This window comes from Aureimonas sp. ME7 (assembly GCF_903970965.1).
Lineage (GTDB): Bacteria > Pseudomonadota > Alphaproteobacteria > Rhizobiales > Rhizobiaceae > Aureimonas.
In genome coordinates this window covers 130,655-153,956 of sequence record NZ_CAJCKW010000005.1, presented here as the reverse complement: position 1 = coordinate 153,956, position 23,302 = coordinate 130,655, and the positions used below count along the sequence as shown (strand labels likewise).

General features: G+C 64.4%; 20 protein-coding genes and 1 tRNA gene. 10 read left to right on the top strand and 11 right to left on the bottom strand.

Annotated features, from left to right (window positions below; all coding sequences use genetic code 11):
• Positions 1-30: 30 nt before the first annotated feature.
• The 4 genes from H7A85_RS10895 to H7A85_RS10880 form a co-directional block, all read right to left on the bottom strand.
• On the bottom strand, positions 31-216 hold the full coding sequence (locus H7A85_RS10895; RefSeq protein ID WP_182085961.1) for a DUF3883 domain-containing protein: 186 nt from the start codon (positions 214-216) through the stop codon (positions 31-33).
• Between the two features lie 9 nt (positions 217-225).
• Positions 226-441 (bottom strand): DUF3883 domain-containing protein, encoded by a 216-nt coding sequence (locus tag H7A85_RS10890; protein WP_182085960.1) that lies wholly within the window; start codon positions 439-441, stop codon positions 226-228.
• Positions 442-857: 416 nt separating this feature from the next.
• Complete coding sequence (locus H7A85_RS10885; protein ID WP_182085959.1) at positions 858-1,967, bottom strand: restriction endonuclease subunit S; 1,110 nt, start codon at positions 1,965-1,967, stop codon at positions 858-860.
• On the bottom strand, positions 1,964-3,538 hold the full coding sequence (locus H7A85_RS10880) for a class I SAM-dependent DNA methyltransferase (protein ID WP_182086112.1): 1,575 nt from the start codon (positions 3,536-3,538) through the stop codon (positions 1,964-1,966). The genes H7A85_RS10885 and H7A85_RS10880 overlap by 4 nt, the downstream gene beginning before the upstream one ends.
• Positions 3,539-3,621: 83 nt before the next feature.
• On the opposite strand from H7A85_RS10880, the gene H7A85_RS10875 reads away from it, so the two are divergent.
• The 4 genes from H7A85_RS10875 (at position 3,622) to H7A85_RS10860 (ending at position 7,619) form a co-directional block, all read left to right on the top strand.
• The gene (locus H7A85_RS10875; protein WP_182085958.1) at positions 3,622-4,614 is read left to right on the top strand and encodes a restriction endonuclease; all 993 of its coding nucleotides are present in this window, start codon (positions 3,622-3,624) and stop codon (positions 4,612-4,614) included.
• Positions 4,611-5,480, top strand: a complete 870-nt coding sequence (locus H7A85_RS10870; RefSeq protein ID WP_244631116.1) for a DUF429 domain-containing protein — start codon at positions 4,611-4,613, stop codon at positions 5,478-5,480. The genes H7A85_RS10875 and H7A85_RS10870 overlap by 4 nt, the downstream gene beginning before the upstream one ends.
• 146 nt (positions 5,481-5,626) lie before the next feature.
• Positions 5,627-5,716 (top strand) — tRNA-Ser (locus tag H7A85_RS10865).
• Positions 5,717-6,002: 286 nt separating this feature from the next.
• Entirely contained in the window at positions 6,003-7,619 is a 1,617-nt protein-coding gene (locus tag H7A85_RS10860) for a hypothetical protein (protein ID WP_182085957.1), read from the top strand.
• Here H7A85_RS10860 and H7A85_RS10855 read toward each other — a convergent pair.
• From H7A85_RS10855 to H7A85_RS10845, 3 genes are all read right to left on the bottom strand, one after another.
• A complete protein-coding gene (locus H7A85_RS10855) occupies positions 7,616-9,436 on the bottom strand; it encodes a hypothetical protein (RefSeq protein WP_182085956.1) in 1,821 nt (606 codons plus the stop codon). The genes H7A85_RS10860 and H7A85_RS10855 overlap by 4 nt on opposite strands.
• Complete coding sequence (locus tag H7A85_RS10850) at positions 9,433-9,732, bottom strand: hypothetical protein (RefSeq protein ID WP_182085955.1); 300 nt, start codon at positions 9,730-9,732, stop codon at positions 9,433-9,435. Before H7A85_RS10850 ends, H7A85_RS10855 begins: the two co-directional genes overlap by 4 nt.
• Positions 9,733-9,833: 101 nt before the next feature.
• A complete protein-coding gene (locus H7A85_RS10845) occupies positions 9,834-10,475 on the bottom strand; it encodes a recombinase family protein (RefSeq protein ID WP_182085954.1) in 642 nt (213 codons plus the stop codon).
• Positions 10,476-10,747: 272 nt separating this feature from the next.
• Here H7A85_RS10845 and H7A85_RS10840 point away from each other — a divergent pair, with 272 nt between their 5' ends.
• Both H7A85_RS10840 and H7A85_RS10835 read left to right on the top strand, forming a co-directional pair.
• Positions 10,748-11,815: a serine hydrolase gene (locus H7A85_RS10840; RefSeq protein ID WP_244631115.1), complete on the top strand. Its 1,068-nt coding sequence runs from the start codon at positions 10,748-10,750 to the stop codon at positions 11,813-11,815.
• Between the two features lie 178 nt (positions 11,816-11,993).
• Entirely contained in the window at positions 11,994-13,412 is a 1,419-nt protein-coding gene (locus H7A85_RS10835; RefSeq protein ID WP_182085953.1) for a D-alanyl-D-alanine carboxypeptidase, read from the top strand.
• A 1,221-nt stretch (positions 13,413-14,633) separates the two neighbouring features.
• On the opposite strand, the gene H7A85_RS10830 is transcribed toward H7A85_RS10835, so the two are convergent.
• The 3 genes from H7A85_RS10830 to H7A85_RS10820 all read right to left on the bottom strand — a co-directional run bounded on the left by H7A85_RS10830 (position 14,634) and on the right by H7A85_RS10820 (position 18,061).
• Positions 14,634-15,095, bottom strand: coding sequence for a hypothetical protein (locus tag H7A85_RS10830; RefSeq protein ID WP_182085952.1), 462 nt, complete (start codon positions 15,093-15,095; stop codon positions 14,634-14,636).
• Between the two features lie 615 nt (positions 15,096-15,710).
• Positions 15,711-16,100 (bottom strand): response regulator, encoded by a 390-nt coding sequence (locus H7A85_RS10825; RefSeq protein ID WP_182085951.1) that lies wholly within the window; start codon positions 16,098-16,100, stop codon positions 15,711-15,713.
• Between the two features lie 11 nt (positions 16,101-16,111).
• Positions 16,112-18,061: a GAF domain-containing protein gene (locus H7A85_RS10820; protein ID WP_182085950.1), complete on the bottom strand. Its 1,950-nt coding sequence runs from the start codon at positions 18,059-18,061 to the stop codon at positions 16,112-16,114.
• 365 nt (positions 18,062-18,426) lie between these two features.
• On the opposite strand from H7A85_RS10820, the gene H7A85_RS10815 reads away from it, so the two are divergent.
• Positions 18,427-18,642, top strand: a complete 216-nt coding sequence (locus H7A85_RS10815) for a CsbD family protein (protein ID WP_182085949.1) — start codon at positions 18,427-18,429, stop codon at positions 18,640-18,642.
• Positions 18,643-18,972: 330 nt separating this feature from the next.
• Positions 18,973-19,353, top strand: a complete 381-nt coding sequence (locus H7A85_RS10810) for a hypothetical protein (RefSeq protein WP_182085948.1) — start codon at positions 18,973-18,975, stop codon at positions 19,351-19,353.
• A gap of 554 nt (positions 19,354-19,907) precedes the next feature.
• Here the strand turns inward: H7A85_RS10810 and H7A85_RS10805 are convergent.
• On the bottom strand, positions 19,908-20,840 hold the full coding sequence (locus H7A85_RS10805) for a LysR family transcriptional regulator (RefSeq protein WP_244631114.1): 933 nt from the start codon (positions 20,838-20,840) through the stop codon (positions 19,908-19,910).
• A gap of 189 nt (positions 20,841-21,029) precedes the next feature.
• On the opposite strand from H7A85_RS10805, the gene H7A85_RS10800 reads away from it, so the two are divergent.
• Both H7A85_RS10800 and speB read left to right on the top strand, forming a co-directional pair.
• On the top strand, positions 21,030-22,229 hold the full coding sequence (locus H7A85_RS10800; RefSeq protein WP_182085946.1) for an aminotransferase: 1,200 nt from the start codon (positions 21,030-21,032) through the stop codon (positions 22,227-22,229).
• Entirely contained in the window at positions 22,226-23,278 is a 1,053-nt protein-coding gene (gene speB, locus H7A85_RS10795) for an agmatinase (protein WP_182085945.1), read from the top strand. The genes H7A85_RS10800 and speB overlap by 4 nt, the downstream gene beginning before the upstream one ends.
• Positions 23,279-23,302 lie beyond the last annotated feature (24 nt).

Here is a 23,302-nt window from a genome sequence, read left to right as displayed (position 1 = left end):
GAAATCGCAAGTTGTAACGTGGCCGCGCTACTATTCCGCCCGCCAGTTGGCGGGTCTCAGCATCATGCAGCGATCGAGCGGCGGCACGAGTTCAAAGGCGGGGAGCTGGCGCGCGAAGTCGAAGAGCCGCGCGAGGCGGAAGGCGTCGGGCTGCTCCTCGGCGAAGGCGCGCTCGTTGTCGGACAGGAAGAACGGCGTCGTGCTCTGCCCGACCATCGTCTTGACCTAGATCAGCCGCTCGCGCCCGGCGAGGTCGAAGGACCGGATGTCGTAGCCCGCCCCGTCCCCGTCCTCCTCCGAGACCCGGCGCACGGCGCACGGGAGATCGGCCCGGCCGGCGGCGCGCAAGCTCGCCTTCTCATCGAGAAAGATGCGCTCCTCGCCCTTTCTCCCAAGCGCTCGATTGCGCGCGTCCCTTAGCGCCGGATCGAACTTTTTCACGATCCGCTCCCCAGGCGCCGACGCCGGCTCGAAGCCCCGCGTCGTCGGCGCTTCAAGGAACAGGTTTTCTGGCTCGGCGAGCCACGCCGGCGCGACGGTGGCGACCGGGTTCTCAAACAGCGCCGGCCGGGCAGCAAAAAAGCGCTAGACGCCGTCGACCAGCGCGCGCTTTAAGTTGGCCACCGGCTTGTAGCCCTCGCTTCAGGGCATGCCAAATCGCAGCAACACGGCGCCGATGTTCTGGTGCTTGAACTCGATCGGGCCCCTTTTGCGCCCCGTTCGCACCTGCACCGCGGCGTTGCTCCTCACGAAGAGTTTTCCTCGAAGCTCCAGCGCCAGCGTGTCGAATTAGTCGGCGACGATCAGGTCGACCTGCGAATCCGTCCTGTCGCTGCAAGCCAAGTTGACGGGCATCGTTACAGCTGGCCAGAAAAGGCGCGATGTTGGAGGGAGGCAAAGAGCTGATCTTGCTGCATCAAAGAAGCTGCAGCGCCAGAGTTCGCAACTTCGATCGTCTTTATAGTCGACAAAAATAGAGCTTGATCTGACATCGGCGGAAAAGGAATTTCAATCTCCCGGACGAGATCGAGGTTCAAATTTTTCTGCCTTACTCCTCTTTGTTTTTTTCGAAAATGTTCTTTTCCAATTTGTATAGCATGGTATACATACTCTGTGATTGCTATATCTTGATTAATAGATGCAAATGCAACAGCTTGATTGCACGAGCAATCTTCTGTTGCTATGGTGGATTTCAATGCTGCCGTATCATACATGCCTAACATCAAAGCCCCAGATGGAACCAATTTGGCAGAAGTATTTATCAAGGCCTCTTTTGTGATTGTTTCTGAGCTATTTTCAGAAAATTTCTTTCCTAAATCACCTGATGAAAACCATTTGATACCCCCACCGAAATAGGCAACCTGAGATCGTGGAGGTGTCCCTCCACTTTGCCATTTTCCTAATTGACCCAGAGATACGGTAGCGAGGTTTCGTGAGTTCTCACCCGGATGCCCGAAGAGCTCAATGAATCGAGCCACGAGGAAACTGTCGAGCAGCTCCAGCGCGCGCTTGCGCTTCCGGCGCAGCGCGTCCGCCTTGTCCAGGATCGCCGCGATCCGCCGCTGCTCGGCTATAGGCGGGAGGGGAATGGCCAGCTTTTTCAAAAACTTGAAATGACGACTGTAGCCGGCGCTAGGAACGGGATGAGCAACTAGAAAATGGTAGAGGTATTTAGGATCGAGTCTTTCCAACGAACGTGGTCGGAGGACTTTCACGCCATCCGCACCCATGCAAAACGGTTGATCGAGATACTTTACCGATCGCGTGTGATCTCCAAAGACGACCCATGGACCGCCGCCGCAAACCAAATCTTCGCTGGAGTTTGAATACCCTCCAATCAATTCGTGCCCCTGATCGACTATTGGATGCGCGCCTGTCAGAAGATAGTTTGTGCGCTGGATTTTGTTGTTTCCCGCGGAAACGTCTGCAACGAGTTCTTCGAAACCAACTGATAGGCCTGTGCTCACAGCATCGCCTCCAGCTCATCCAGTCCGACCGCGATCTCCCGCTCCAGCGCCCGCAGTTCCGCGATTATGTTCTTCGGCGCGCGGTGCTCCGCCGCCTCGTGCACCACCTCCTTGTAGCGGTTCAACGAGAGGTCGTAGCAGGCCGCCACGATCTCGGCCTTAGGCACGCAGAAGCTCTGCTCGGTCCGCGCGCGGGCTCGTTCCTCGCCCGCCCGCCGCGTCCAGCGCGCGGCGGCGTCGGGGAGGTTGTTCCTGGCGTGCTCCTCCTCACTCAGCGTGTGGGCGACGAAGGTCGAGCCCTCGTGTCGACCGGGGTTCACGCCCTGTTCCTCCGCCGGCAGCAGGGCCGTGCGCTTGTCGTCGAGCGAGAAGCCGTCGGCCTTGAGGTCGTAGAACCAGACGAAGTCCGTGCCGCCGGAATTGGTCTTGGTGAAGAGGAGGATCGCGGTGGAGACGCCGGCATAGGGTCGGAAGACGCCAGAGGGCAGCTTCACGATGCCGTCGAGCCGATGGTCCTCGACCAGCATCTTGCGGATCGCCTTGTGCGCGGTGGAGGAGCCGAAGAGGACGCCGTCCGGCACGATGACGGCGGCGCGCCCGCCGGGCTTCAGGAGCTTTAGGAAGAGGGCGAGGAAGAGAAGCTCGGTCTTCTTGGTCTTGACGATCTTCTGCAGGTCTTTGGCCGTCGTCTCGTAGTCGAGCGAGCCGGCGAAAGGCGGGTTGGCGAGCACGAGACTGTAGCGGTCGCTGTCGCCGCCATGCTCTTCAGCCAACGCGTCCTTATAGCGGATGTCCGGCTTCTCGACGCCGTGCAGCAGCATGTTCATCGAGCCAATGCGCAGCATCGTGCCGTCGAAGTCGAAGCCGTGGAACATGCTCTCGTGGAAATGCCGCTTAGCGACATCGTCGCTGAAGATCTTGGGATGATTGTCGCGCAGGTATTCGCCGGCCCCAACGAGGAAGCCGCAGGTGCCGGACGCGGGATCGCAAATGACGTCCTTCGGGCCGGGCGCCGTCATCGCGACCATCAGCTCGATGATATGGCGCGGCGTGCGGAACTGCCCGTTCTGCCCAGCGCTCGCGATCTTCGAGAGCATGTATTCGTAGAGGTCGCCCTTGGTGTCGCGGTCCTCCATCGGGATCTCGGCGAGGAGGTCGACGACCTTCGCAAGCAAGCCTGGTGTCGGGATGGTGAAGCGCGCATCCTTCATATGCGCGGCATGGGCCGTATCGGCGCCTGCCATGGTGCGGATGAAGGGGAAGACGTGGTCGGCGACAATCCCGAACATCTCGGCCGGCGCCTTGTTGCGAAAGCGCGACCAGCGCATCTCTTCGTAGGGCAGGCCTCCGTCCTTGCCGATCTCGTCGCGGCCTTCGGGAAAGATGCGGCGCTGCATCGGCTTGCCCGTGCGCCTTGCACGGTTCTCCTCGCGGGTCTGCGCATCATCCAGACCGCGCAGGAACAGGAGATAGGTGATCTGCTCGATCACCTCGAGCGGATTGGCGATGCCGCCCGACCAGAAGGCATTCCAGACCGCGTCGACCTTGTTGCGTAGCCCACCCGTCAGCATGCACTGCCCTGCGTTCATTTACGTCCATCGCGCAGGACCGTAAGCTGCCGCCGACCAGAGATGAAGGGGAGGGAAAGGACCCGATGGCGAATGCGTGGATGGTGCGTGCCGAACGCAACGGCCGGCTCTACGACCCCTTCAAGGAGGAGGGCCTCGTCGCGATCGGCTGGCACGAGATCGGCTCGCTCGAACATCTTCGCACCCGCGATGCGATCGCCGCCAAGGTGCGCGCGGCGTGGCCTGACTGGAAGGCACAGGCGCAGGCGATGGCCGTTGGACAGCTGCATCGTTTTCGAAATGAGATGAAGGCCGGCGACACAGTGCTGACCTATGACCCGAGACGTCGAGTGTATCTCGTCGGAGAGATCGCTGGCGACTACCGCCGGGACGAAAACGTGGATCCGGAGGATCCGAACGTGCGTCCTGTAAAGTGGCGTGGCGAGGTGTCGCGCGACCTCCTGTCCGCTGCGAGTCGGAATAGCCTCGGTGCCATTTCGACGCTCTTTCAGCTGGCTCCAGAGACGGTCGAGGACATCGGTCGTGCACTTAAATCGAATGAGCCAGCGTCTGAAAATACCACCGACGCGCTCGACGCCGTCGAGGAGGACATCTTCCAGAACATTCAGGCCAAGGCCTTGGAGTTCGCGAAAGATCGCGTGTCGAGCCTCGACTGGTCGCAGATGCAGGATCTCGTTGCCGGCCTCCTACGGGCGCTAGGCTACAAAACGCGCGTCTCTCCGGCTGGCGCCGATCGTGGCAAGGACATCGTCGCCTCGCCCGATGGCTTCGGCTTCGAGTCGCCAAGGATTGTCGTCGAAGTGAAGCACCGGAAGGAGGCGATGGGCGCTCAGGCCATCCGGAGTTTCCTCGGCGGCCGTCACAACCAGGACAAAGGCCTCTACGTATCGACCGGCGGCTTCACGAAGGACGCCTACTACGAAGCCGATCGGGCCTCCATCCCGTTAGAGTTGATGACGATCGACGAACTTGTTGCGGCCCTCATAGCTAACTACGACCGCCTCGATATCGAAACCAAGCAGCTCCTTCCGCTCAAGCGGATCTACTGGCCGGCATGAGCATCGACGTTCCGGCCATGCCAGAAGGCGTCTCGATCGGCTCGACATGTATCGTTGGCTTCGACTCGGCATGGACAGATAAGCCAAAGGCGCCGGGAGCGATCTGCGTCATCACGGTCGAGGGCGCTGGCCGATTTGGTTTTAAGGAGCCTGAGCTCGCCTCCTTTCGGCAGGCGCTCGACACCATTGAACGCGAGGCGCGAGGTTCTGACCGCTGCCTCGTTGCGCTGGACCAGCCTACCATCGTCCCAAACCTGACAAGCCTCCGGCCGGTGGATCGTGTCGCGGCATCGCTGATCTCGTGGCTGGGCGGTGGGGTGCAGCCTGCCAACCGCTCGAAGATCGGCATGTTCGACGATGGCGCGCCTCTATGGCCTTTCCTCAAAAAACTGCAGGCGGTAGAGGATCCTGAGGCGGCACGAGCTGCCGCGAGCGGGCGCTTCCTGATCGAGGTTTTCCCGGCTCTGGCTGTAGCCTCGTTCGAGAGCGCCTTTTTCGGTCGCCTCCTTGGCCCACGTTACAATCCCGCACGTAAGCAGACCTTTCGGCGATCTGACTGGGACGCCATGGTCGTGACTGCTACCAACTATGCGCGAACACATGGGATCAACGGTATGGCCGACTGGCTAGCGCGGTTGGCTCAGGTCGCTGCGCCTCAGAAATCAGATCAGGATAAGCTGGACGCCGTTCTCTGCGCTCTCATAGGGTTTCATTGGTTGATGAATCCGCGGTCTGCCTCAATCATGATCGGAGATCTCCGGACAGGTTACATGATCGCACCTGCGTCGGACGAGGTCCGAGCTAGATTGGTGGAGGCTGCCAAAAAAGCACGAGTGGCAGTCGATGGAGCGCTGATATCGAATTGATCGGCACGTCCTCGGCACGGCTCGAGCCTTTGATAGGGAGAATGCGCGCAAAACGCCCCGTTCCTTTGCTAGAGAGCCCTCGCGCCGCAGGGCGCCGACCACGCTCGACAGCGTATGCTTCATCGATCGCAAGATCGACCTCGGACGGAGAGGTGGCAGAGTGGTTGAATGCACCGCACTCGAAATGCGGCATACTCGCAAGGGTATCGGGGGTTCAAATCCCTCCCTCTCCGCCACATTCCAAACGCCCGAATCGCAAGCCGTTTGTGCCACACGATACCGCATGTACACCGGATCGTACACGTGCGGACGCGCTTTCTCACCCGTCGCGGTGACGTCTACCTCTTCCAGATTCGCGTCCCACAGCGCCTGAGGGCAAAATACGTCTTGAGCCCGATTCGGGTTCGCCTCGGTCCCATCGGTTGGATCGCGGCACAGGCGAAGGCGGATGTCTATGCGGGATTCCTACGGCAACTCTTCCGGCAACGGCGCACGCCCATGACGCCCGAGACATGCGCACAGGTGGCACAAGCCCTCGACCCACGCCTGCCGGAGGACGAGCAAGTCGATCGTCTTCTCGCCGCCATGACCGAGGGCCAGAGGATGGCGTTGGTCATGCCGTCTCTCGCCGGCATGAACTTTCTCCTGGACGGGGACCTGGGTGAGGACATTGGCGCGGAGGTCCGCGATAAGGTCTTCGACGGCTTCGCTGGTCTCGGCTTCGACCGGGCAACGGGAACGGGCGCCCTGACGGCGATGATGGGTGACTCCGTCGAGCGGTCGCTGCGTCTCAGTCTATCGAGCGATCGTCATGCCCGCGAGGTCTTTGGCTTCCCTCCGAAAGAGGAGGCGACGCCCGACCAGAACCGGCAGTTCGACCTTATCTGGGCCGAGATGAAAGCCATGCGGGCTGAGAACGCACGGCAAACAGCCCTTCTGGAGGCGCAGCACGCCCCGACGAAGGCAGGCGCCCTCTTCTCGGACGCCACGCGCTCGCTCATCGAGCACATCCAGTCGACGAAGCGGGCGGACCATCCGGACCTTGGGACCATCCGGCGTGTGTCCGAGGTCTTCGTCGCGCTGGTGGGCGACAAGCCGGTCGACCGGTACACGCGCAAGGAGGTCCAGGCCTACGTCAACGACCTGAGCTTCGTGGAAGCGAACTTCCTGAAGAAGAACGCCGACGCGACGGTGTCCGACCTGCGGGCGCACGTTGCCACCCAACGCAAGGTCGATGCCGACGGTCTGGCGCAGACCACGATCGAGGGGACCTATCTCGACAGGGTCCGGTCGATCATCCGGCACGGATGCGACGAGGCGGACGTGGCCGACCCCTTGTCGGGCAAGACCATCAAGATTCCAGAGCGGGCTAGGTCCAAGCGCGAAAGAAATCCCCTGACGATGCCTCAGGTAGGCAGCGTGTTCGCCGAGTGCCGCGCTGCGGACGTCCTGGCCGACAAGCTCCTGCCCCTCCTGGCGCTGATGACCGGCCGGCGCGAGGGGCTCCTGACGTTCATCCGGCACGAATGGCATAAGCAGATCCATGGCGTGTGGATGATCTGCCCGACGCCCACCATGGTCGTGGATGGCAAGACGGTTCGCGTTCCGTTCAAGACCAAGCCGAGCCTGCGCCCCTTCGTTCTCCACAAGGTGTTCGAGGAGGTCGGTCTGATCGACTGGATGCAGCGGAAGCGGACCGGCTGGCTGTTCGAGCATCTGGCGGGCTGCGCGGACCCGGCGGACGCGGCGCAGAAGCGCATGGGCCGCCTGTTCCGCTCGGCCGGGCTCGACGGGGCCAACCTGGAGACGTTCCATTCGCTTCGTAGCACGCGGATCGCCCTCGACTTTGACCTGAAGATCGAGGCGAGGCTGAAGCGGCTTCAGGTCGGCCACGAGGCGCCCGACATCCACGAGAAGTATGCCGCTGTCTTCTCGCCTGCGGAGGCGAACGAGTTGCGCACCCTTCCAGTGCCTGCGGAGTTGGACTTCGGTGGGTTCACCGGCCTCGACTTCGACGCCCTGGCAGCGCGACGTCCCAAGGGTGGAAGGCGTCCAAAGGCGCCGGGGCCTAAGAAGGGGCGACCGGGGGCCAAGGGACGGCAGGTGACGAGTGGACGGCAGGAGGAGGTGCTGGCCTAGCGGACGGAACCCGGCGCGACGATGGTCAGCCTCGCGTCGTCCGGCAACGTCACAGGCGGCGACCGCACAGGCGACGACGGAGCCGGTCCGCCTTCGACAGGCTTCACCGCAATCCAGGCCTCGAAGGCCGGCACGCCCCCGTAGGCGATCTGCGGCTCGGCGGCGACGAGATGGCCGAACGTGCGCAAGGCCTCGGCCCGGCGGTCCAGGGCGGCGAGCTCGTCCGGCAGGCTGGCCTTGGCGTCCTTGCGCAGGCGCACCACGCGCCCCCGCTCGCGGGCCTCGGCCCCGGCAGCGTCCCGGTCCATCGTGACCGCGTTGTCGAACCGGAGCTGCGCCGCGTCCAGGTCCGCCTTGGCCTTCCGGTGCGCGTCGGGATCGGGCCTGGGAGCGAGCCAGCCCCACCGGGCACGGGCCGCCGCCACCCGTTCGACGTCGGCCATGCGGGCCTTCGCCCTGGCGAGGTCGCTCTCGCACCCCCCGTGCGCCGCCTTCATCATGCGCGCACGATGCGCCAGCCGCTCGGTCTCGGCGTCGAGATGGTCATCCGGGCCGGTGAGGCGCGCCCGCTCGGCCTCGATCGCGGCAAGGCCGTCCGCGATCCACCGCCGGCACGCCTCGCCCGCCGTCAGGGCGACACGGCTGGCGGCCTCGCGGACCGAGGCCAGACGGTCGAGGGTTTCCGCCGCCGCTCCGAGCCTCAGGCGTGCCGCTAGCGTGCGTCGCCGGATGCGGGACGGGTCGAGCGGTCGAGGCGCAGGTGCAGGGCCTGGAGGCTCCCCCGTATGTCCTCCAGGGCTCGTAGGATCGCCGCCTGCACGTCGAGGATCGCCGACACTGGGTCTGCCTCCTGCCCCGTGCCCGGCTCCTGCGACGGCTCCGGGGTCAAGAACGCCTCCTCCATCAGCCGCCGGACCGCACGGGTCTCGGCGAGGATCAGGGTCGCGGCGTTCGGGGTCTGGGCGTTCGCAGGCTGCGCGGTGCGCGGCGACGAGGTCTGGGACATGGCGGAGGTCCTCGAAGGTCTGCCCTTTGGGTAGGGCGAGAAGGCGATTGAGCGAGGCGATGTGAAGGCTGTTCTTGCGTAGGACAAGGGTGCGCGGCTGGTCGCCGGGGGAGACGGTCAGCCCTTCCGAGGCGATCCAGCCCGCCAGGCCCTCGGGTGTCGGGTCGGCACGCCAGGCGGCTTGGCCCGACTGCTTGAGGCGGGCAAGATCCAGGCCTGCCATCCGCTTCGTCCTGGCGGCGTTCTGGCTGGTGAAGGCTTCCCGACCGCCGGACGCCTGCGGGTAGGCCTCGCGCAGGGCCCGGCACAGGTCCAAGTGGCCTTCCCGTTCCAGATGGCGCAGGACCGCCGCCAGGTGCTCGCCCTCAAGCAGCGGGTGCCCGTGACGCCACTCCACAATCCGGGCGAGCTTCTCGTGCCGGAGCCAGTCGTGCGAGTCGTCGAGGATGCCGCCCGACACTGCATCGACCTCGGGCACGAGGACATGCAGATGCGTCGGGCTCGCCTCGACGCAGCGCGGCTTCTCATGCAGCAGCACGACGCACACGGCAGGGTCGAAGCCGAACTCGCGAGCGAGGTCGTCGACGACGCCGAGGTACGCCTCGGTCGTCATGGCGATCTGGGGCGCGACGATGAAGTGCCGGATCGCGTATGTCGCCCCCTTGGCTTGGGCCATTCGGCGGAAGTCCGCAAGGTCCGCCTCGCAGCCCCGTAGAACGCGCACCGCCACGTTCTCCGGTCCCCGGAGAAGGTGGTCCCGGATGCGCGATAGGGCCTCGTCGGCGGGGATGCGGACGCTCTTGACGATCATGGACCCGCCCGTCCGATGCGCCGGTCGAGAACGGCCCGCATCTCGCGGATCGTGACCGCCGCCTCGCCGTCCGGTGGAAGAGCGGTGGACAGGGTCGCCAAGCGGTTCAGCGACATGCGCAGGCGCACGAGGTCGCGGCGCGTGTCGATGTCGACGGTCTGACCCGTGGCGGCGTTGCGGCAGGCCCGGCGCACCCAGGCCGACAGGCGCAGGTCGGCGCGGCCGGCGGCCTGCTCGTAGAGGCGCCGGTCGTCGGGGCGAGAGCGGAAGCGGATCGTCGCGTCGGAAGTCTTCATGGAGGACTCTGGAAGGGGGTCCACGGGGGCGCAAGCCCCCTGGCCAGTTGCGCCACATGGCGCATGGCTGGCATCGCCCAGGATGCCCGCACTCCTGGAATTCAACAATCGCCCTGTGCCACAGAACGGACGTTCGCCGCCTGTCGCTTCGCGATCTTCGCCACCGTCGCCCGGGAGCACCCAAACGCCCCCTGCACCTGGGTCCACGAGGAACCAGCCCGAAGCATCGTCGCGATGCCAGCGTTGCGCTTGGCGTCCTCAGGGCGGCCCTTGTAGCGTCCCTCCGCTTTCGCCTTCGCCTGCCCCTGTGCTTGTCTGCGTCGGCGGTCGTCGTAGTCCTTGCGGGCGACGGCTGCCAGAACGTCCAGCATCATTCCGTTGATCGCCTGGAACATGCGTCCCGTGAACTCGTCGGAAGGCGCTGTCAGCATCCAGGATGTCGGGAGGTCGAGTGCGACGACGCGGACTTGCCTCGTGTCCAGTTCGGCCCGAAGCTTCTGCCAGTCCTGCGCGGTCAGGCGGGATAGACGGTCGACCTGCTCGATCACGAGAACGTCGCCAGGGCGACTGTCGCGAAGGAGCCTGAACAACTCGGGACGAGCGAGCTTCGCGCAGCTGTCATTCTCGACATAGGTTCCGGCGACGCGGAGACCATGATCTTCGGCGAAGGCCTCCAGGTCGGCGCGGGCGCGCTCGGCGTCCTGCTCATCGGTCGAAGCGCGAAGGTAGAGGCGTGCGAGCATGACCCATCGGTTCCGTTAGGATGGTTCATACCATAGCGGTTCAGTTAGGTTGGGTGAAAGGGGTTTCCTGAACTAACCGTCGTGTGGTTCCGAAAAGGCACACCCAAATTGAACCGGATTAGCCGAGAGAAGTTAGGTGGAAACGGCGAACATCCATCATTGGGAGACGACCGTCTGAAAACGGAGCCTTCTTCCGTAATAGGGTGAGGGATAGCCCTGACATGGATATGCCGCCAAGCCCCGATACAACAACTCCGAACAGGGGGGCACGCTTGAGAGACGATGTGATCGCACATGCGCGAGGGTTGCTGGTTTCGTCCACGAAGCGGACCGTCACCAGTGCCGTCGGTCTGTGCATCGCGTTGGTCGTGGTCATCGCGACCGGTACCGCGAATGCACGGCCCTGGCAGACCGTCGATCCTGCATCGGTCGGATGGTCCGTCGAGAGACTGGAAGCCGCCCATGCGTATGCAGCCAAACTGAAGCCGACCTCCGTGATGGTGGTGCAGGGCGGCCACGTGATCGCAGCCTGGGGCGACGTGTCCCGAAAGGTCGATCTCGCCTCGGTGCGTAAGAGTCTGCTAAGCGCGCTCTACGGCATCGCGGTGTCAGACGGGCGGATCAATCTTGACAGTACCCTCGCCGAGCTTGAGATCGACGACAAGGCGCCCGCGCTGACCGACGCGGAGAAGCAGGCCACGGTGCGCGACCTCCTGATGGCGCGATCAGGCATTTATCATCCGGCCTCCCACGAGACCGGCGAGATGCGCCGCAACCGGCCGAAGCGGGGCAGCCATGCTCCCGGCACCTTCTGGTGGTACAACAACTGGGACTTCAACGCGCTCGGCACGATCTACAGGCAGAAGACCGGCGAAGACATCTTCCGCAGCTTCGAGCGGCGGATCGCCGTCCCGATCGGCATGGAGGACTTCTCGGCCCGAAATGGGCGCTACGTGTCCGCCCCCGTCTCCGACCATGCGGCCTATCCGTTCCGGCTCAGTGCCCGCGATGCAGCCCGCTTCGGTCAGCTCTATCTGGAAGGCGGACGATGGAACGGGGCCCAGATCGTTCCCGTGAGCTGGGTGAAGGCGTCCACCGCCGCTTATTCGCAGACGGACCGGGGCAGCATGGGCTACGGCTACCTCTGGTGGACCTTGAACCCGGACACGTTCGGCCAAGGGGCCACCTTGGCATCCGGTTACGGCGGACAGGCCGTCGCCATCGTTCCGTCCAAACGGCTCGTCGTGGTGCAGACCGTTGATCCGAGGCAGAACCCGAAAGGCGTGCGAACCAGCCGCTTCATCGAACTGCTCGGCATGATCGCTGCCGCCGCCCGTTAGGCATACTGCTTAACAGGATGTTATGGGTTCCTGACCAATCCTAACGACTGTCACCGGCTTACCACAGCCATACGGATCGGGCGCCCGCCTGCATGACGCATCGGGCGAAGTAGGAACGTTCGCGATGATGGTTGGGTGGGGTTGCGAGCGGAGCCGTGGAGACCGGTCCGTCCTTGGGATGTCGGTCGCAGGCTTCGTGCTGATGGCGGCGTCGATCCTGATGGCTGCCCCGGCCAAGGCCGCCAATGTCGGATCGACCTTGGTCATGGATGCGAACACCGGCGAGGTCCTCCTGTCGAGGGAGGCCGATACGCAGCGCTTCCCAGCCTCGCTGACCAAGATGATGACGCTCTATCTCGTGTTCGAGGCACTGGAGACCGGCGCCCTGACACTCGACACGCCGATGAAGGTTTCCGCCTACGCAGCGGCGCGACCGCCCACCAAGCTCGGCCTGAAGGTCGGCTCGAGCCTTCTGGTGAAGGAGGCAATCCCGGCCCTCATCACCCGGTCGGCCAACGACGCGGCGGTGGTGATCGCGGAGCAACTCGGGGGCACCGAAGCCCGGTTCGCCGAGATGATGACGGCCAAGGCCCGCCAGCTTGGCATGTCGCGCACGACCTTCGCGAACGCCCACGGTCTTCCGAACCCCGGCAACGTCTCGACCGCGACGGACATCGCCAGGCTCGCCATGGCCCTCCGGGAGCATTTCCCCGAACGCTACGCCTACTTCCAGATCAAGTCCTTCTCGTTTCGCGGCACCACCATCCCGACGCACAACAACCTTCTGAAGCGCAGCGCGATCTTCGACGGAATCAAGACCGGCTACACCAACGCCTCCGGCTTCAACATCGCGACCTCGGTGAGTTCGGAAGGCAAGCGACTGTTGATCGTCGTGTTCGGAGGCCGTACGGCGCGCTCCCGCGACGATTATGTCGGCAGCTTGGTCCAGGCATATCTGCCGAAGGCCAGCACGCGACGATCCGGCCCCCTCATGGCATCTCTCCGGCCAACGTTCAAAGGCCCCGCAGTGCGCTCTCACGCGGCCTCTCTGCCCGCCGCCGTTCCCTATCCGACCGCCAAGCCCGATCTTGTCGAGAGCCGGATCGCACAGGCGTTCGGGAGCCGTTCCAGGGACGAGGTCGTGGTGGATCCGAACAAGGGATCGTCGCAGGACTCCGTGCGCGCCGCCATCCTGCAGGCGCTGTCCGAGGAGCCCCGTGCCAAGCCCGCCCAACTGCCCGTTCCGACAATGAAGGCCATGTCGGGAACCGAACTCCAGCGTCCGGCGAGCATGCCGACAGCCTCGGTCCATTCGTCGCTCGTCGCGTCCCGCTCGATGTCGGACACTTGGGATGTTCAGATCGCGGCCACGCCGTCGCAGGCGACGGCCCGCCACATCCTCTCGGAGGTTCAGGCACGCCTCGCCGCGTCGGTGCTGGGAGCGTCTCAGCCCGTCGCCCAGGAGCTACGTGACGGAGATCGCACCCTCTACCGAGCACGCTTCACGGGTTTCGCGTCGAAGGCGTCGGCCGACACGGCGTGTGCGGCGATCAAACGCGTGGCCTACACCTGCTACGCTGTCGCCGCTGCGAACTGAGATCGCGATCGGCGCACGCCCGAGAAGGTAAGGCGAATGTAGCGTTGGCAGCATGAAGGCGTGCTGAAGGTCATCACGTCGGCTGGAAGCGAGTTCGGACTCGAAGCCGGTCCGCTGACCGATGGTAGAGCACCTCATCGGCACGCAGAAGGCGTGGTGGTATGGCGGTCGGCATCACACATGCGGAAGCGATCACGAGGCGTAGCGCGCCCTCATGGCGCCGTAGTGAGCCTCGTGATCGCGGATCAGTTTCCAACTGTTCGGTCCTGCGGGCATCGGTCAACGCGCTCCTCGCCGTTCACCGTGTGCCTCTTCTCATGACCCATTCAGGACCGGGGATCAGCGCGGATCGGAGGATGAAGGCGTCGACGCTTGATCGTACGGTGGTCGTTGAACGACGATAGGCGGTAGTGACGAGGCCCGGAGGAGGAAAGCCGGCAGATCAACCTCTTCGGCAAAGTCGATCGTTCCGAAGGCTCCCAGAAGGCCCACAGAGCGCCCCAGGCTATGCGGATCACGAGTAGGGTTGCGATGAGACGGACCCGCAGAAGCACCCACCAGTCCGCCCACATCCCGCAGACGCACCGCCCTCGTCGGCTCACCAGGGCTGGTGCATCGGCGGCGTCCCCTTCCGCTTGGGTGTCGCGAACGAGCGTTTCAGATCGGCTCGCATCGATCTCGGGAACGGGATCACCATCTAGTTCTTCGGGCCTGGTTGCCGCGTCCTCCTCCTCGGCATCGTGGTCCATCGACGACGGGTCGGTTTGATCGACGAGACGGGGAGTTAAAGTGGGATTCGTATACCTGACAGAGAACGGGATGATCGTCCCCTCCGATGAATCCGGACGTTCCGAGTCGTTCTCTGCGTCACCAGGGTCCATGTCCGTCAGGATGTGAACCGCACACAGTCGGCGGCGACCATCGAGACGGACGTGTCGAAGGCCACGAAACGTCCCACGCTCCGGCATGGAGGTCGCGTCCGCGTCGTCCTGACGTGCTGGACGACGCACGATCGGAACGCGCTCGATGCCATGGCCTCCCCGTCGCAGCCTGACACCTTGCGTCGTAAGGTCTGCTCGAAACGCGGCGAACGCTCCGGCCGGGCGGTGGAAGCGCACTCGCTGGAGGCTCGACACGGCAAGCAGCGCGTCGGGCGGCCAGGACAGGAGGTCGGCGTGGTCGAGCACACCGGACAAGTCGTAGTTGACCACGGCGCCGGGGTTACGGGCCGTCTCCTCGGCGTGCCAGACTGATCCGGAGCTGGGCGAGGAACGCCTGGATGCCGGCGACATCCCTGGTCTGACAGCTCCACACACAGTGCATATGGATGTCGAAGGCCTGGACCTCGTCCATCCATCGGAGGTGCAGACTGGCAAGGAGCGGCGAGACGCGCCCCGAAGCCGTCAGCCCCTTCATCGCGTCGTCGTACGAGGCCGACAGGTGACGGATGGCGTCGTGTAACTCGTCTGGGCGGACCGGACCTATACTAGGCCGTAGGACCCACTGCCGAGCCATAGGCTGCGGTCGTTCCTCCAGGAACGCGTCGAACGACAGAGCGATGGCGCCGGCACGCCGGGCGGCGGTTCCGGAGAAGACTATGTGCGCGGGCAAGGACGACAGGGGGAACGCCCTTCCGACCTCGACCTCCTGGTCCACGAGAACGATCTGCCGACCGCGTCGCATGGGTGAACCCGAGCTCTTCAAGCGGCCGAACAGTACCTCGTCGTGCCGGTGGCGCTCGCGGGCGGGAACGGGCGAATGCCGGCCGGACCTGCGCGTTGCGCCAACCTCACCGCCGACCGTGACATGCTGTGAGGAGACCGACGCGAACCCGTCCGCTCCATCATCGGAAGCGGCAGACGCGCCGCTCCCGGTGATGGTTCTGGACAAGCCCGAGACCTCCGGATTACGGTGTCTGTAGCCCCCTTCGAAACCCTGCGGTCTCTCTGGGCGCTAACGGCCTGTTTCAAATGGCTAATTTGGAATGTGGCGGAGTATCCCTCCCTCTCCGCCACTTAATTTGATCTAAACTATCGAAAGTTATCGCTACTTTCGGAGCGACACGTAAGCCTTTCCCATACCGTCTTGTCGTTGTGCGGGGTTATCCACTCACGCTCGCTGGCGTCGCAACCAGAGAACCGCGAACCTTCTTTCACCAACGTGCTGCAGCTTTGGCACGCCCACCCGGTGCGGATTTATAAGGTGCCGCCAGTAGAATGGGGCCCGCAAATCCATATGATTCGTTGCGATGCTCTCGCGTCGGAGTGCGTGCCAGGACCTGTAACGACGGCTCGACGCTTACTCCTGGATCTGCGCGGCGATGTCGTTCAGCGCCTTGATGATGCTTCTGGGAGGATAGGGCTTGGCGAAGAACAGCCCGTTCTCCGGCATGTCGTCCTTGCCGACTTGGACCCGGCCGGACGTCACGATGATCGTCACCGGCGGCCAACGATCCCGCACGGCGCGGGCCAGGTTCAGGCCATCCATCGTGCCGGGCATTTCGACGTCGGTGAACAGAACCCGAATGTCGGAATGGCGCTCGAGTTGCCGGATCGCCTGCTCGGCATTGCGAGCCTCGTAGGTGACGAAGCCGGCTTCCTCGCAAAGGTCGACAGCTTCGGCACGAACAAGCGCATCGTCTTCTACGACCAGAACGGCATAGCGGGCGGGATCGAAGGATTGGGCCATGGGTATGCGCTTCAGCCCTGCGAGTTTCGAAAGAGTTGGCCGGGCGCGCCCGTCAGCGTGAAGCGAAGTCCGGCGGGATCGAAGTCCAATCGACCGTCGCCGTCGAAATAGGCGGCGACGATACGCTCGATCAGCTTGGATCCGAATCCGCGTTGCTTCGGAGGGCAAACGGGTGGGCCGCCGGTTTCGATCCAGACGAACTGGAAGGTCCCCTCCGTGTTGCTCCAGGAGATGGCGACGCAACCCGTCTCGTTCGAGAAGGCGCCGTATTTGGCGGCGTTCGTGGCGAGTTCATGGATCGCGAGCGAAAGCCCCAGTGCCTGCTGCGCCGTCAGATCGATGTCTGGGCCATGAAGGGTGGTGCGGTTGCCCGGCAGCCGATGCGGGGCGATGGCCGCCTCCACGACGTCGCTCGTGTTCGCGCCGGCAAAGCTCGTTTGCGTCAGGATGTCCTGGGCTCGAGCCAAGGCCGACAGGCGGCTGGCGATGGCTTCCCGTCCTTCGTCCATGGTCCGGGCCTGACGCAGCGTCTGGGTGGCGATGGCCTGCACCATGGCCAGCGAATTCTTCATTCGATGGGCCATCTCCTGGGTGAGAAGACGCTGAGCGTCCTCGATCTGTTGCCGCGCCAGCGCCACTCGCACCCGGTCGCCGACCTGCTGCACGAACTGCAACTCCCCGTCCGTCCAGATGTGGAGGGTGCGCGAATGCGCAAATACGATGGCGTGCAGATGCGCGTCGAAGCTGATGGGAAGGTCCAGAAGAGAGCGCACTTGGATATCGTCGAACGCGACCGATCGGCTGCTCGTTCGCCCATCGGTATGGACGTCGTCGATGGCGACGATCTCGTCGCGTTTCAGCTCGTTGATACAGGAACCGAACGATTCGAAGGTGTGCAGGCCGGCAAGGCTTCGTATTCCGGGCTCGCACCAGTCGGATCGAACATCGACGGTGTCGTTGCGCAGATCCACGATGCCCGAGCCCGTGCGATCGACGTCCAGACCATCGGCAAGGCAGCGGGCCGCCGCCGTCACGATGGTTTCCAGGTTGGAGCGACCACGCAACTCGTCGCCGAGGGTCATCAAAGCTGCCTGGCGCCGGTCGCGCTTGATGCGCTCCGTCACCTCGATGAAGATCACCGTGAAGCGATCGCCGCCAATCGCCTGCGCCGCACCGTCATACCAGCGCCCGAGCGAGCCGACCTGACGGGTGAAGCGCACCGGCTCCCGTGTTTCTACGACGCGGGCGAACTCGTTGATCCATTCGTCCTCGACGCCGGGAAATATCTCCCGAATGGTTCGTCCCAGCGCCGTTCCGCGAGACACGCCGACGAGATCGTGCCAGGCGTCGTTGACTTCCTCGTAGCGCCAGTCGACCACAGCGCCGCTTTCGTCGCGCACGACACGCCCCAGAACGAAGCCTTCATGCAGGCTTTCGAACAGGGTCCGCCACCGGCTTTCGGAGATGCGGACCGCCATCTCCTTTTCCACGGTGTGAGCCATTAGGCGAAGGCGCCTGACATCATCCTCCGTCCAAACGCGGGGTTGGCTGTCGATCGCGGCCAGTGCGCCGACGACCTCGCCATCGGGAAGGGATAGCGGTACGCCGAGATAGGCCACGACGCCGATATCCTCGATCGCCATGTTGCCACGCAGAAGTGGATCGAGGCGGGCGTCCGGCGTGATCAGCGGAGCGTTGCGGTCCACGACATGCTGGCAGAAGGAATGCGTCATGGGCGTTTCGCCGCGTTCGCTCCAAGGCTCGGGCAGACCGCTATGTCCCGCGAAGACCTGCCGATCCTCGTCCACCAGCGTGACGATGGCGACCGGGACGCCGAGCACATCTCGCACGAGGTTGGTCAGGTGACCGAACTCGTCCTTCGCCGAGCGATTGAGAAGGCCACTGCGGCGAAGGGCGTCGATGCGGTCGGAAGAGGAGGGCTGTGCTGATAGATCAGGCATCGCGGCGACCGGGAACGTTGACAATTGTTCGAACCGCACGCGGAGCGGAGTGGCGATGCATGCCCTAGCGCAGACGTCGGGCCGCGTCACCCGCGAAAGCTGGTATTCTCATTTCTGGCCGATGTTGCGGGAACTGTAGTTCGGCGGCATTCGAAACCCGCGGATGCCCGTGGGAATATCCGTCTCGTCTCCGAGTTTCGCAATCGCGTTGTCGGGGCCTTCGGTCACGACCGCCGGGTTCCGGATCCAAACAAGCCTCGTTTCATTTCCTCGACCCCGACGAACCAAATGACGCCTGTGACGTTTCGGACATGGAACATCTGTCGGCGCGTGTCCGACAGAAACATGTCGTAGGAGATGAGAGCATGGGTAGCACGGCGGACAAAGCTTCGGGCCTTGCCAACGAAGCCGTCGGTAACATCAAGCAGGGTGTCGGCAAGGCGGTGGGCAACGATCGTCTGCAGGCCGAAGGTGCGGCGCAGGAGCTGAAGGGCGAAGCCCAGCAGACGGTGGGCGACGCGAAGGCAGCCGTGAAGCGGGGGGCTGACAATCTTTCGGACGCCGCGCACCGCAAGCTCTGACGTCAGTCTTCACGACGTTTTCGAAGGGTCGGACATCAACGTCCGGCCCTTTTTCGTGGGTGGATGAACCGGCAACGATCCAATGGGCCCGAGCGGACGGTGCGGAAGCCGCCCGGTCGGCAGGCAAGCTCCGTCCATAGGGGAGGGTTCGCCTTTCGGGGTTGTGGAAAGCTAAAATCGTTCGGCTTTCGTTGTCGAGATCGCTCGAACGATGTCGGTCGCCACGCCTATCACGTGCCGCTCCCTCAATCGTGTCGAATTATCTGCCACACGACTGGAACTCCGTTCGCAGCCGAAACTTCATCTGCGAGATCAAAGGAGATTCCCGTAATGAAGTCGACGATCCTAGCCGCGATGACCGTATTCACATTGGCGAATGGCGCGGCCTCGGCGCAAACCGCGCCGTCGGTAGCGACACCTGAAAGCGCCAGCACAGTCCCGGTCCCCGGCAACAACTCCGGCATTGATTCCACCGTCCCCGCAGCGGCCGCAAGCGAAGTGGTGACGAGTGGCGATGCGCCGGTCGCCTCGACGGCGGAGGCCACGAGCAAGGTGCCGGTGCCGGGCAACAACTCCGGCATTGATTCGACGATGCCCGTTGATGCGGCCTCGACCGTCGTGGTCGGTTCCGATGCGGCGCCTGTTCCCACCACGCCGGCTTCGCCGGTGCCCGGCAACAGCGCGGGCGAGACCGCCGCGCCTGCCAACTGAACCGACTGATGGGGAAGCCCGCCCGGGAGCGATCCGGGGCGGGCTTCTTATCGTTCGTAGCTCCCTACCGGTAGAAGAGGCTCAAGGGGCCGCCGTTCGCATCGACCACGGCACGGACCTTGGTGTTCAAGCCACCCTCGATGCGACCGACTAGGCATCCAAGCCATCCCCCGGGCCGCAACGCTCGATGCCCTGCCGTGTGCCCTCAGGTCGATCGCATCGAACACGATCGTCTTCCACTCGGCAACGGCTATCGCCAGCCCTTGCACCATGGGGACGAGGACGTCTTTCCAGTCTCCGGCGATGGCCGAGCGTCTTCGCGGGTCCACGATCTCTCGGCGCATCTCGAAACCGCAGATCGTTGCGATCGATGAGTTCGGTTCCGCTCGGAACCCTGAGTTTCATCGACCCATGGCCTTCCGTCCCCTTATGGCAAGGACCGCCGCAGGCCCCCCTCTGCTCGTTCGATACCTCAAAGGAGAGGGCGCCCCAATCCGGTTCACGCGTTGGCGCCTGGAATCGGACCGTGCAGGTCGAACCCGTAGACCCTGAGCCTAGGGTCGCAACGTCCGGGAGCGCATGGGGGTCCTTTGGGTCGGGGAGCGCGCTTCCGCTTCATGCCAGCTTCGGCGGACGGCCTCGAGAAACGCCGAAAGGACGTCGCCGCCGCGCCCCGAACGGGGCGTATACAGCTCGAACTGACAGATATAGCCGATGTCGTCCGGCCGGATGGGCCGCATGCGGCCGGCTTCGACCTCGGCATGCGCCGTGTGATGGGGCAGGAAGCCGATGTAGCGCCCCGATCGGATCAGAATCAGTTCGGGCTCGATCTGCTGGACGGTCGCCTCGATGCGCCAGCGGATGTGGCGCATGCCGTCCTCCTCGCGCCAGTAGCCGCGATGGACATAGGGCAGATCCTCCAGCACCGCGTCGGTGAAGTCGGCGTCGGCTCGCGCGAAGAAGGGATGGCCTTCACCGCAATACAGACCGTGCCGCTCCTCGTAGAGCAGCCGGTAGTCGATCCCATCGACGCGCGAGCGATGACTGCCGATGCCGCAGTGGTAGATGCCTTCGGCCACCTTCGGCTGGATATCCTGGGGCCGCTCCTGGACCAGAACCACACGCACGTCCGGTGCGATCCGCCCGAACTCGGCCACCGTTTCGGCAAGCCGGTTCGAAGGATCGTCCGCGACGCAGTCGAGAAGGGCGATGCGCAACTCGCCGCGAAGTTCGCCCTTGAGGGCTGCGATGTCGGCCGAGAACTCCTGCAGCGCATGGCCGAGGCGGCGTGATGCCTCGTGCACGGCATGACCGCGCTCGGTCAGGCGGAAGCCGCTTCGCCCGCGCTGGCAGAGCGAAAAGCCCAGCCGTTCCTCCAGCGCCGTCATGTGGTTGCTGATGGTGGACTGCCCGATGTTGAGTTCGGCTTCCGCAGCCACATACCCGCCGCCCCGAACCACGGCGTCAAAGACCTGCAGGAGACGCAAGTCACTTCCCGAGACACGCATCGATCGGCGCCTTAGCTGGAGGATCGTCAAGGTAAGCTTTGATAAAGTCCTATGGCTGGGGCGTCGAGACTGTTCCTATGGTTAGAGATACGGCATCAACCGGGTGTGATCGTTTCTCATGCAGCCTGATCGTCTCCATTTGCGGATGACCATTTCCGGGGGGATGTCTTGACCCTCTCCTCGCGCCTCGCAAGGGTTTCGGTTCCGCCGATTACGCAGGCCGCGCGCTGGGTCTCGGACTACGACGGTCGCCATGGGCCTGCCATCGACTGCAGCCAAGCCGTTCCCAACCATGCGCCGCCGGCCGAGTTCGCCGAGCGGCTCGGGCAGGCCGGCGCCGATCTCCAGGCCGCGCGCTACGGGAACATCCTGGGGGACCCGGCCCTGCGCTCGGCCTATGCCGCGCATGTGTCGCAGCGCTATGCCGCCACGATCGACGCCGCGCAGGTCGCCATCACCAGCGGCTGCAACCAGGCCTTCTTCGCCGCGATGATCGCCCTGGCGGAGCCGGGCGAGGCCGTGATCCTGCCGACGCCCTGGTACTTCAACCACGTCATGACGCTGGAAATGCTCGGCATCGAGCCGCGCCCCTTCGCCCTCGACTCGGCCGCGGGCTTCCTGCCCGATCCCGGCGCGCTCGACGCGGCGATCGACGAGAGCGTGCGGGCCGTGGTCCTCGTTTCGCCCAACAACCCGACGGGCGCCATCTATCCGCCCGCGCTCCTGTCCGAGATCTTGGATCTTTGCGTGCGGCGTGGCGTCGTGTTGGTGCTCGACGAAACCTATCGCGACTTCCTGCCCGAAGGTGCGAGGCCGCATTCCCTCTTCGATCGGGGCGAGGCGGAGGACCATCTCGTCGCCCTGTATTCGTTCTCCAAGTCCTATGCGATCCCCGGGCATCGCGTCGGTGCGATGATCGCGGGCGAGCGGACCATCGCCGAGATCGAGAAGGTCATCGACTGCGTCCAGATTTGCGCGCCCCGCCCGGCGCAGGCAGCTCTTCCTTGGGCGATCGAGGCGCTCGGCGATTTTCGCGCGGCGAGCGCCCGCGAGATCGAAACGCGCGCCCATGCCTTTCGAGCGGCCTTCGCTGCCCTGCCGGGCTGGGAGATCCGGCAGCTCGGCGCCTACTTCGCCTATGTCCGCCATCCCTTCGGCGAGAGCGCGTCGGAAGAGATCGCCGCCCGGCTGGCGCGCGAGCTGGGAATCGTCGTCCTGCCCGGCAGCTTCTTCGGGCCGGGTCAGGCCTCGTTCCTGCGGATCGCCTTCGCGAACGTCACCGTTCCGCTCATCGCCGAGATCGCACGCCGTCTCGCCATCGGTCTGGGCGGCGCGGCACCATCCCCAACACTGGAACCGCAAGCATGAGCGACGAACTCGACGCCCTACGCGCCCGCTTCGGCGGCGACAACGAACGAGCGATCTACGACGAGGGCTTCGCCGCCGTCGCCTCGCGCCTCTTCGACCCGAAGGGTACGCGCGTGGCTCCCTTTGCGGGCATGCCGACGCTGCTCGACGCGCCGCACCGCCCGGTGGACTGGTCCGCTCCCGACCTGTCGGACCTCGACGTCGCCCTTCTCGGCGTGCCGATGGATCTCGGCGTCACGAACCGGAACGGCAGTCGCTTCGGACCGCGCGCGTTGCGCACGATCGAGCGCGTCGGACCCTACAACCACGTCCTGAAGACCATGCCGACCCTCGACCTGCGCGTCGCGGACATCGGTGACGTGCCGTTTCGTTCGCGGTTCGACCTCGAAAGCTCGCACGCCGACATCGAGGCGACGCTCGCCCGGATCGTTTCGGCCGGCGTCGTGCCGCTGTCGGTCGGCGGCGACCACTCGATCTCGCTGCCGATCCTGCGGGCGGTAGGGCGCGACCGGCCTGTCGCGATGATCCATATCGATGCTCATTGCGACACGAGTGGTCCCTTCGACGGCTGCAAGTTCCACCATGGGGGACCCTTCCGTCAGGCCGTGCTCGACGGAGTGCTCGACCCCCGACGCACCATCCAGATCGGCATCCGGGGCTCCTCGGAATATCTTTGGGAGTTCTCGGCGGCCTCGGGCATGACGGTGATCCACGCGGAGGAGATCACGGATCTTGGCGTCGCGCGCATCGTCCAGATGGCGCGCGAGGTGGTCGGGGATGCCCCCGTCTACGTTTCCTTCGACATCGACAGCCTGGATCCGGCCTTCGCGCCGGGCACCGGGACACCCGAGATCGGTGGTCTCACCTCGCGCGAGGCGCAGGCCATCCTTCGCGGTCTGAAGGGCATCCGCATCGCGGGCGGCGATCTGGTCGAGGTCGCCCCGCAATACGACGCCACCACCAACACCGCGCATGCCGGCGCGCAGATGCTGTTCGAGATCCTCAGCCTCGTGCCATTCTCGCCCGCCATCCGTCCCACCCAGCCTTGAGCCACCGAACGGAGACATCGACAT

Excerpts from the sequence above, each read along its gene's own strand:
- H7A85_RS10895 (WP_182085961.1), bottom strand. The coding sequence starts at position 216 with ATGGTCGGGCAGAGCACGACGCCGTTCTTCCTGTCCGACAACGAGCGC.
- H7A85_RS10880 (WP_182086112.1), bottom strand. The coding sequence starts at position 3,538 with ATGCTGACGGGTGGGCTACGCAACAAGGTCGACGCGGTCTGGAATGCC.
- H7A85_RS10875 (WP_182085958.1), top strand. The coding sequence starts at position 3,622 with ATGGCGAATGCGTGGATGGTGCGTGCCGAACGCAACGGCCGGCTCTAC.
- H7A85_RS10870 (WP_244631116.1), top strand. The coding sequence starts at position 4,611 with ATGAGCATCGACGTTCCGGCCATGCCAGAAGGCGTCTCGATCGGCTCG.
- H7A85_RS10855 (WP_182085956.1), bottom strand. The coding sequence starts at position 9,436 with ATGATCGTCAAGAGCGTCCGCATCCCCGCCGACGAGGCCCTATCGCGC.
- H7A85_RS10850 (WP_182085955.1), bottom strand. The coding sequence starts at position 9,732 with ATGAAGACTTCCGACGCGACGATCCGCTTCCGCTCTCGCCCCGACGAC.
- H7A85_RS10845 (WP_182085954.1), bottom strand. The coding sequence starts at position 10,475 with ATGCTCGCACGCCTCTACCTTCGCGCTTCGACCGATGAGCAGGACGCC.
- H7A85_RS10835 (WP_182085953.1), top strand. The coding sequence starts at position 11,994 with ATGTCGGTCGCAGGCTTCGTGCTGATGGCGGCGTCGATCCTGATGGCT.
- H7A85_RS10830 (WP_182085952.1), bottom strand. The coding sequence starts at position 15,095 with ATGCGACGCGGTCGGCAGATCGTTCTCGTGGACCAGGAGGTCGAGGTC.
- H7A85_RS10825 (WP_182085951.1), bottom strand. The coding sequence starts at position 16,100 with ATGGCCCAATCCTTCGATCCCGCCCGCTATGCCGTTCTGGTCGTAGAA.
- H7A85_RS10820 (WP_182085950.1), bottom strand. The coding sequence starts at position 18,061 with ATGCCTGATCTATCAGCACAGCCCTCCTCTTCCGACCGCATCGACGCC.
- H7A85_RS10815 (WP_182085949.1), top strand. The coding sequence starts at position 18,427 with ATGGGTAGCACGGCGGACAAAGCTTCGGGCCTTGCCAACGAAGCCGTC.
- H7A85_RS10810 (WP_182085948.1), top strand. The coding sequence starts at position 18,973 with ATGAAGTCGACGATCCTAGCCGCGATGACCGTATTCACATTGGCGAAT.
- speB (WP_182085945.1), top strand. The coding sequence starts at position 22,226 with ATGAGCGACGAACTCGACGCCCTACGCGCCCGCTTCGGCGGCGACAAC.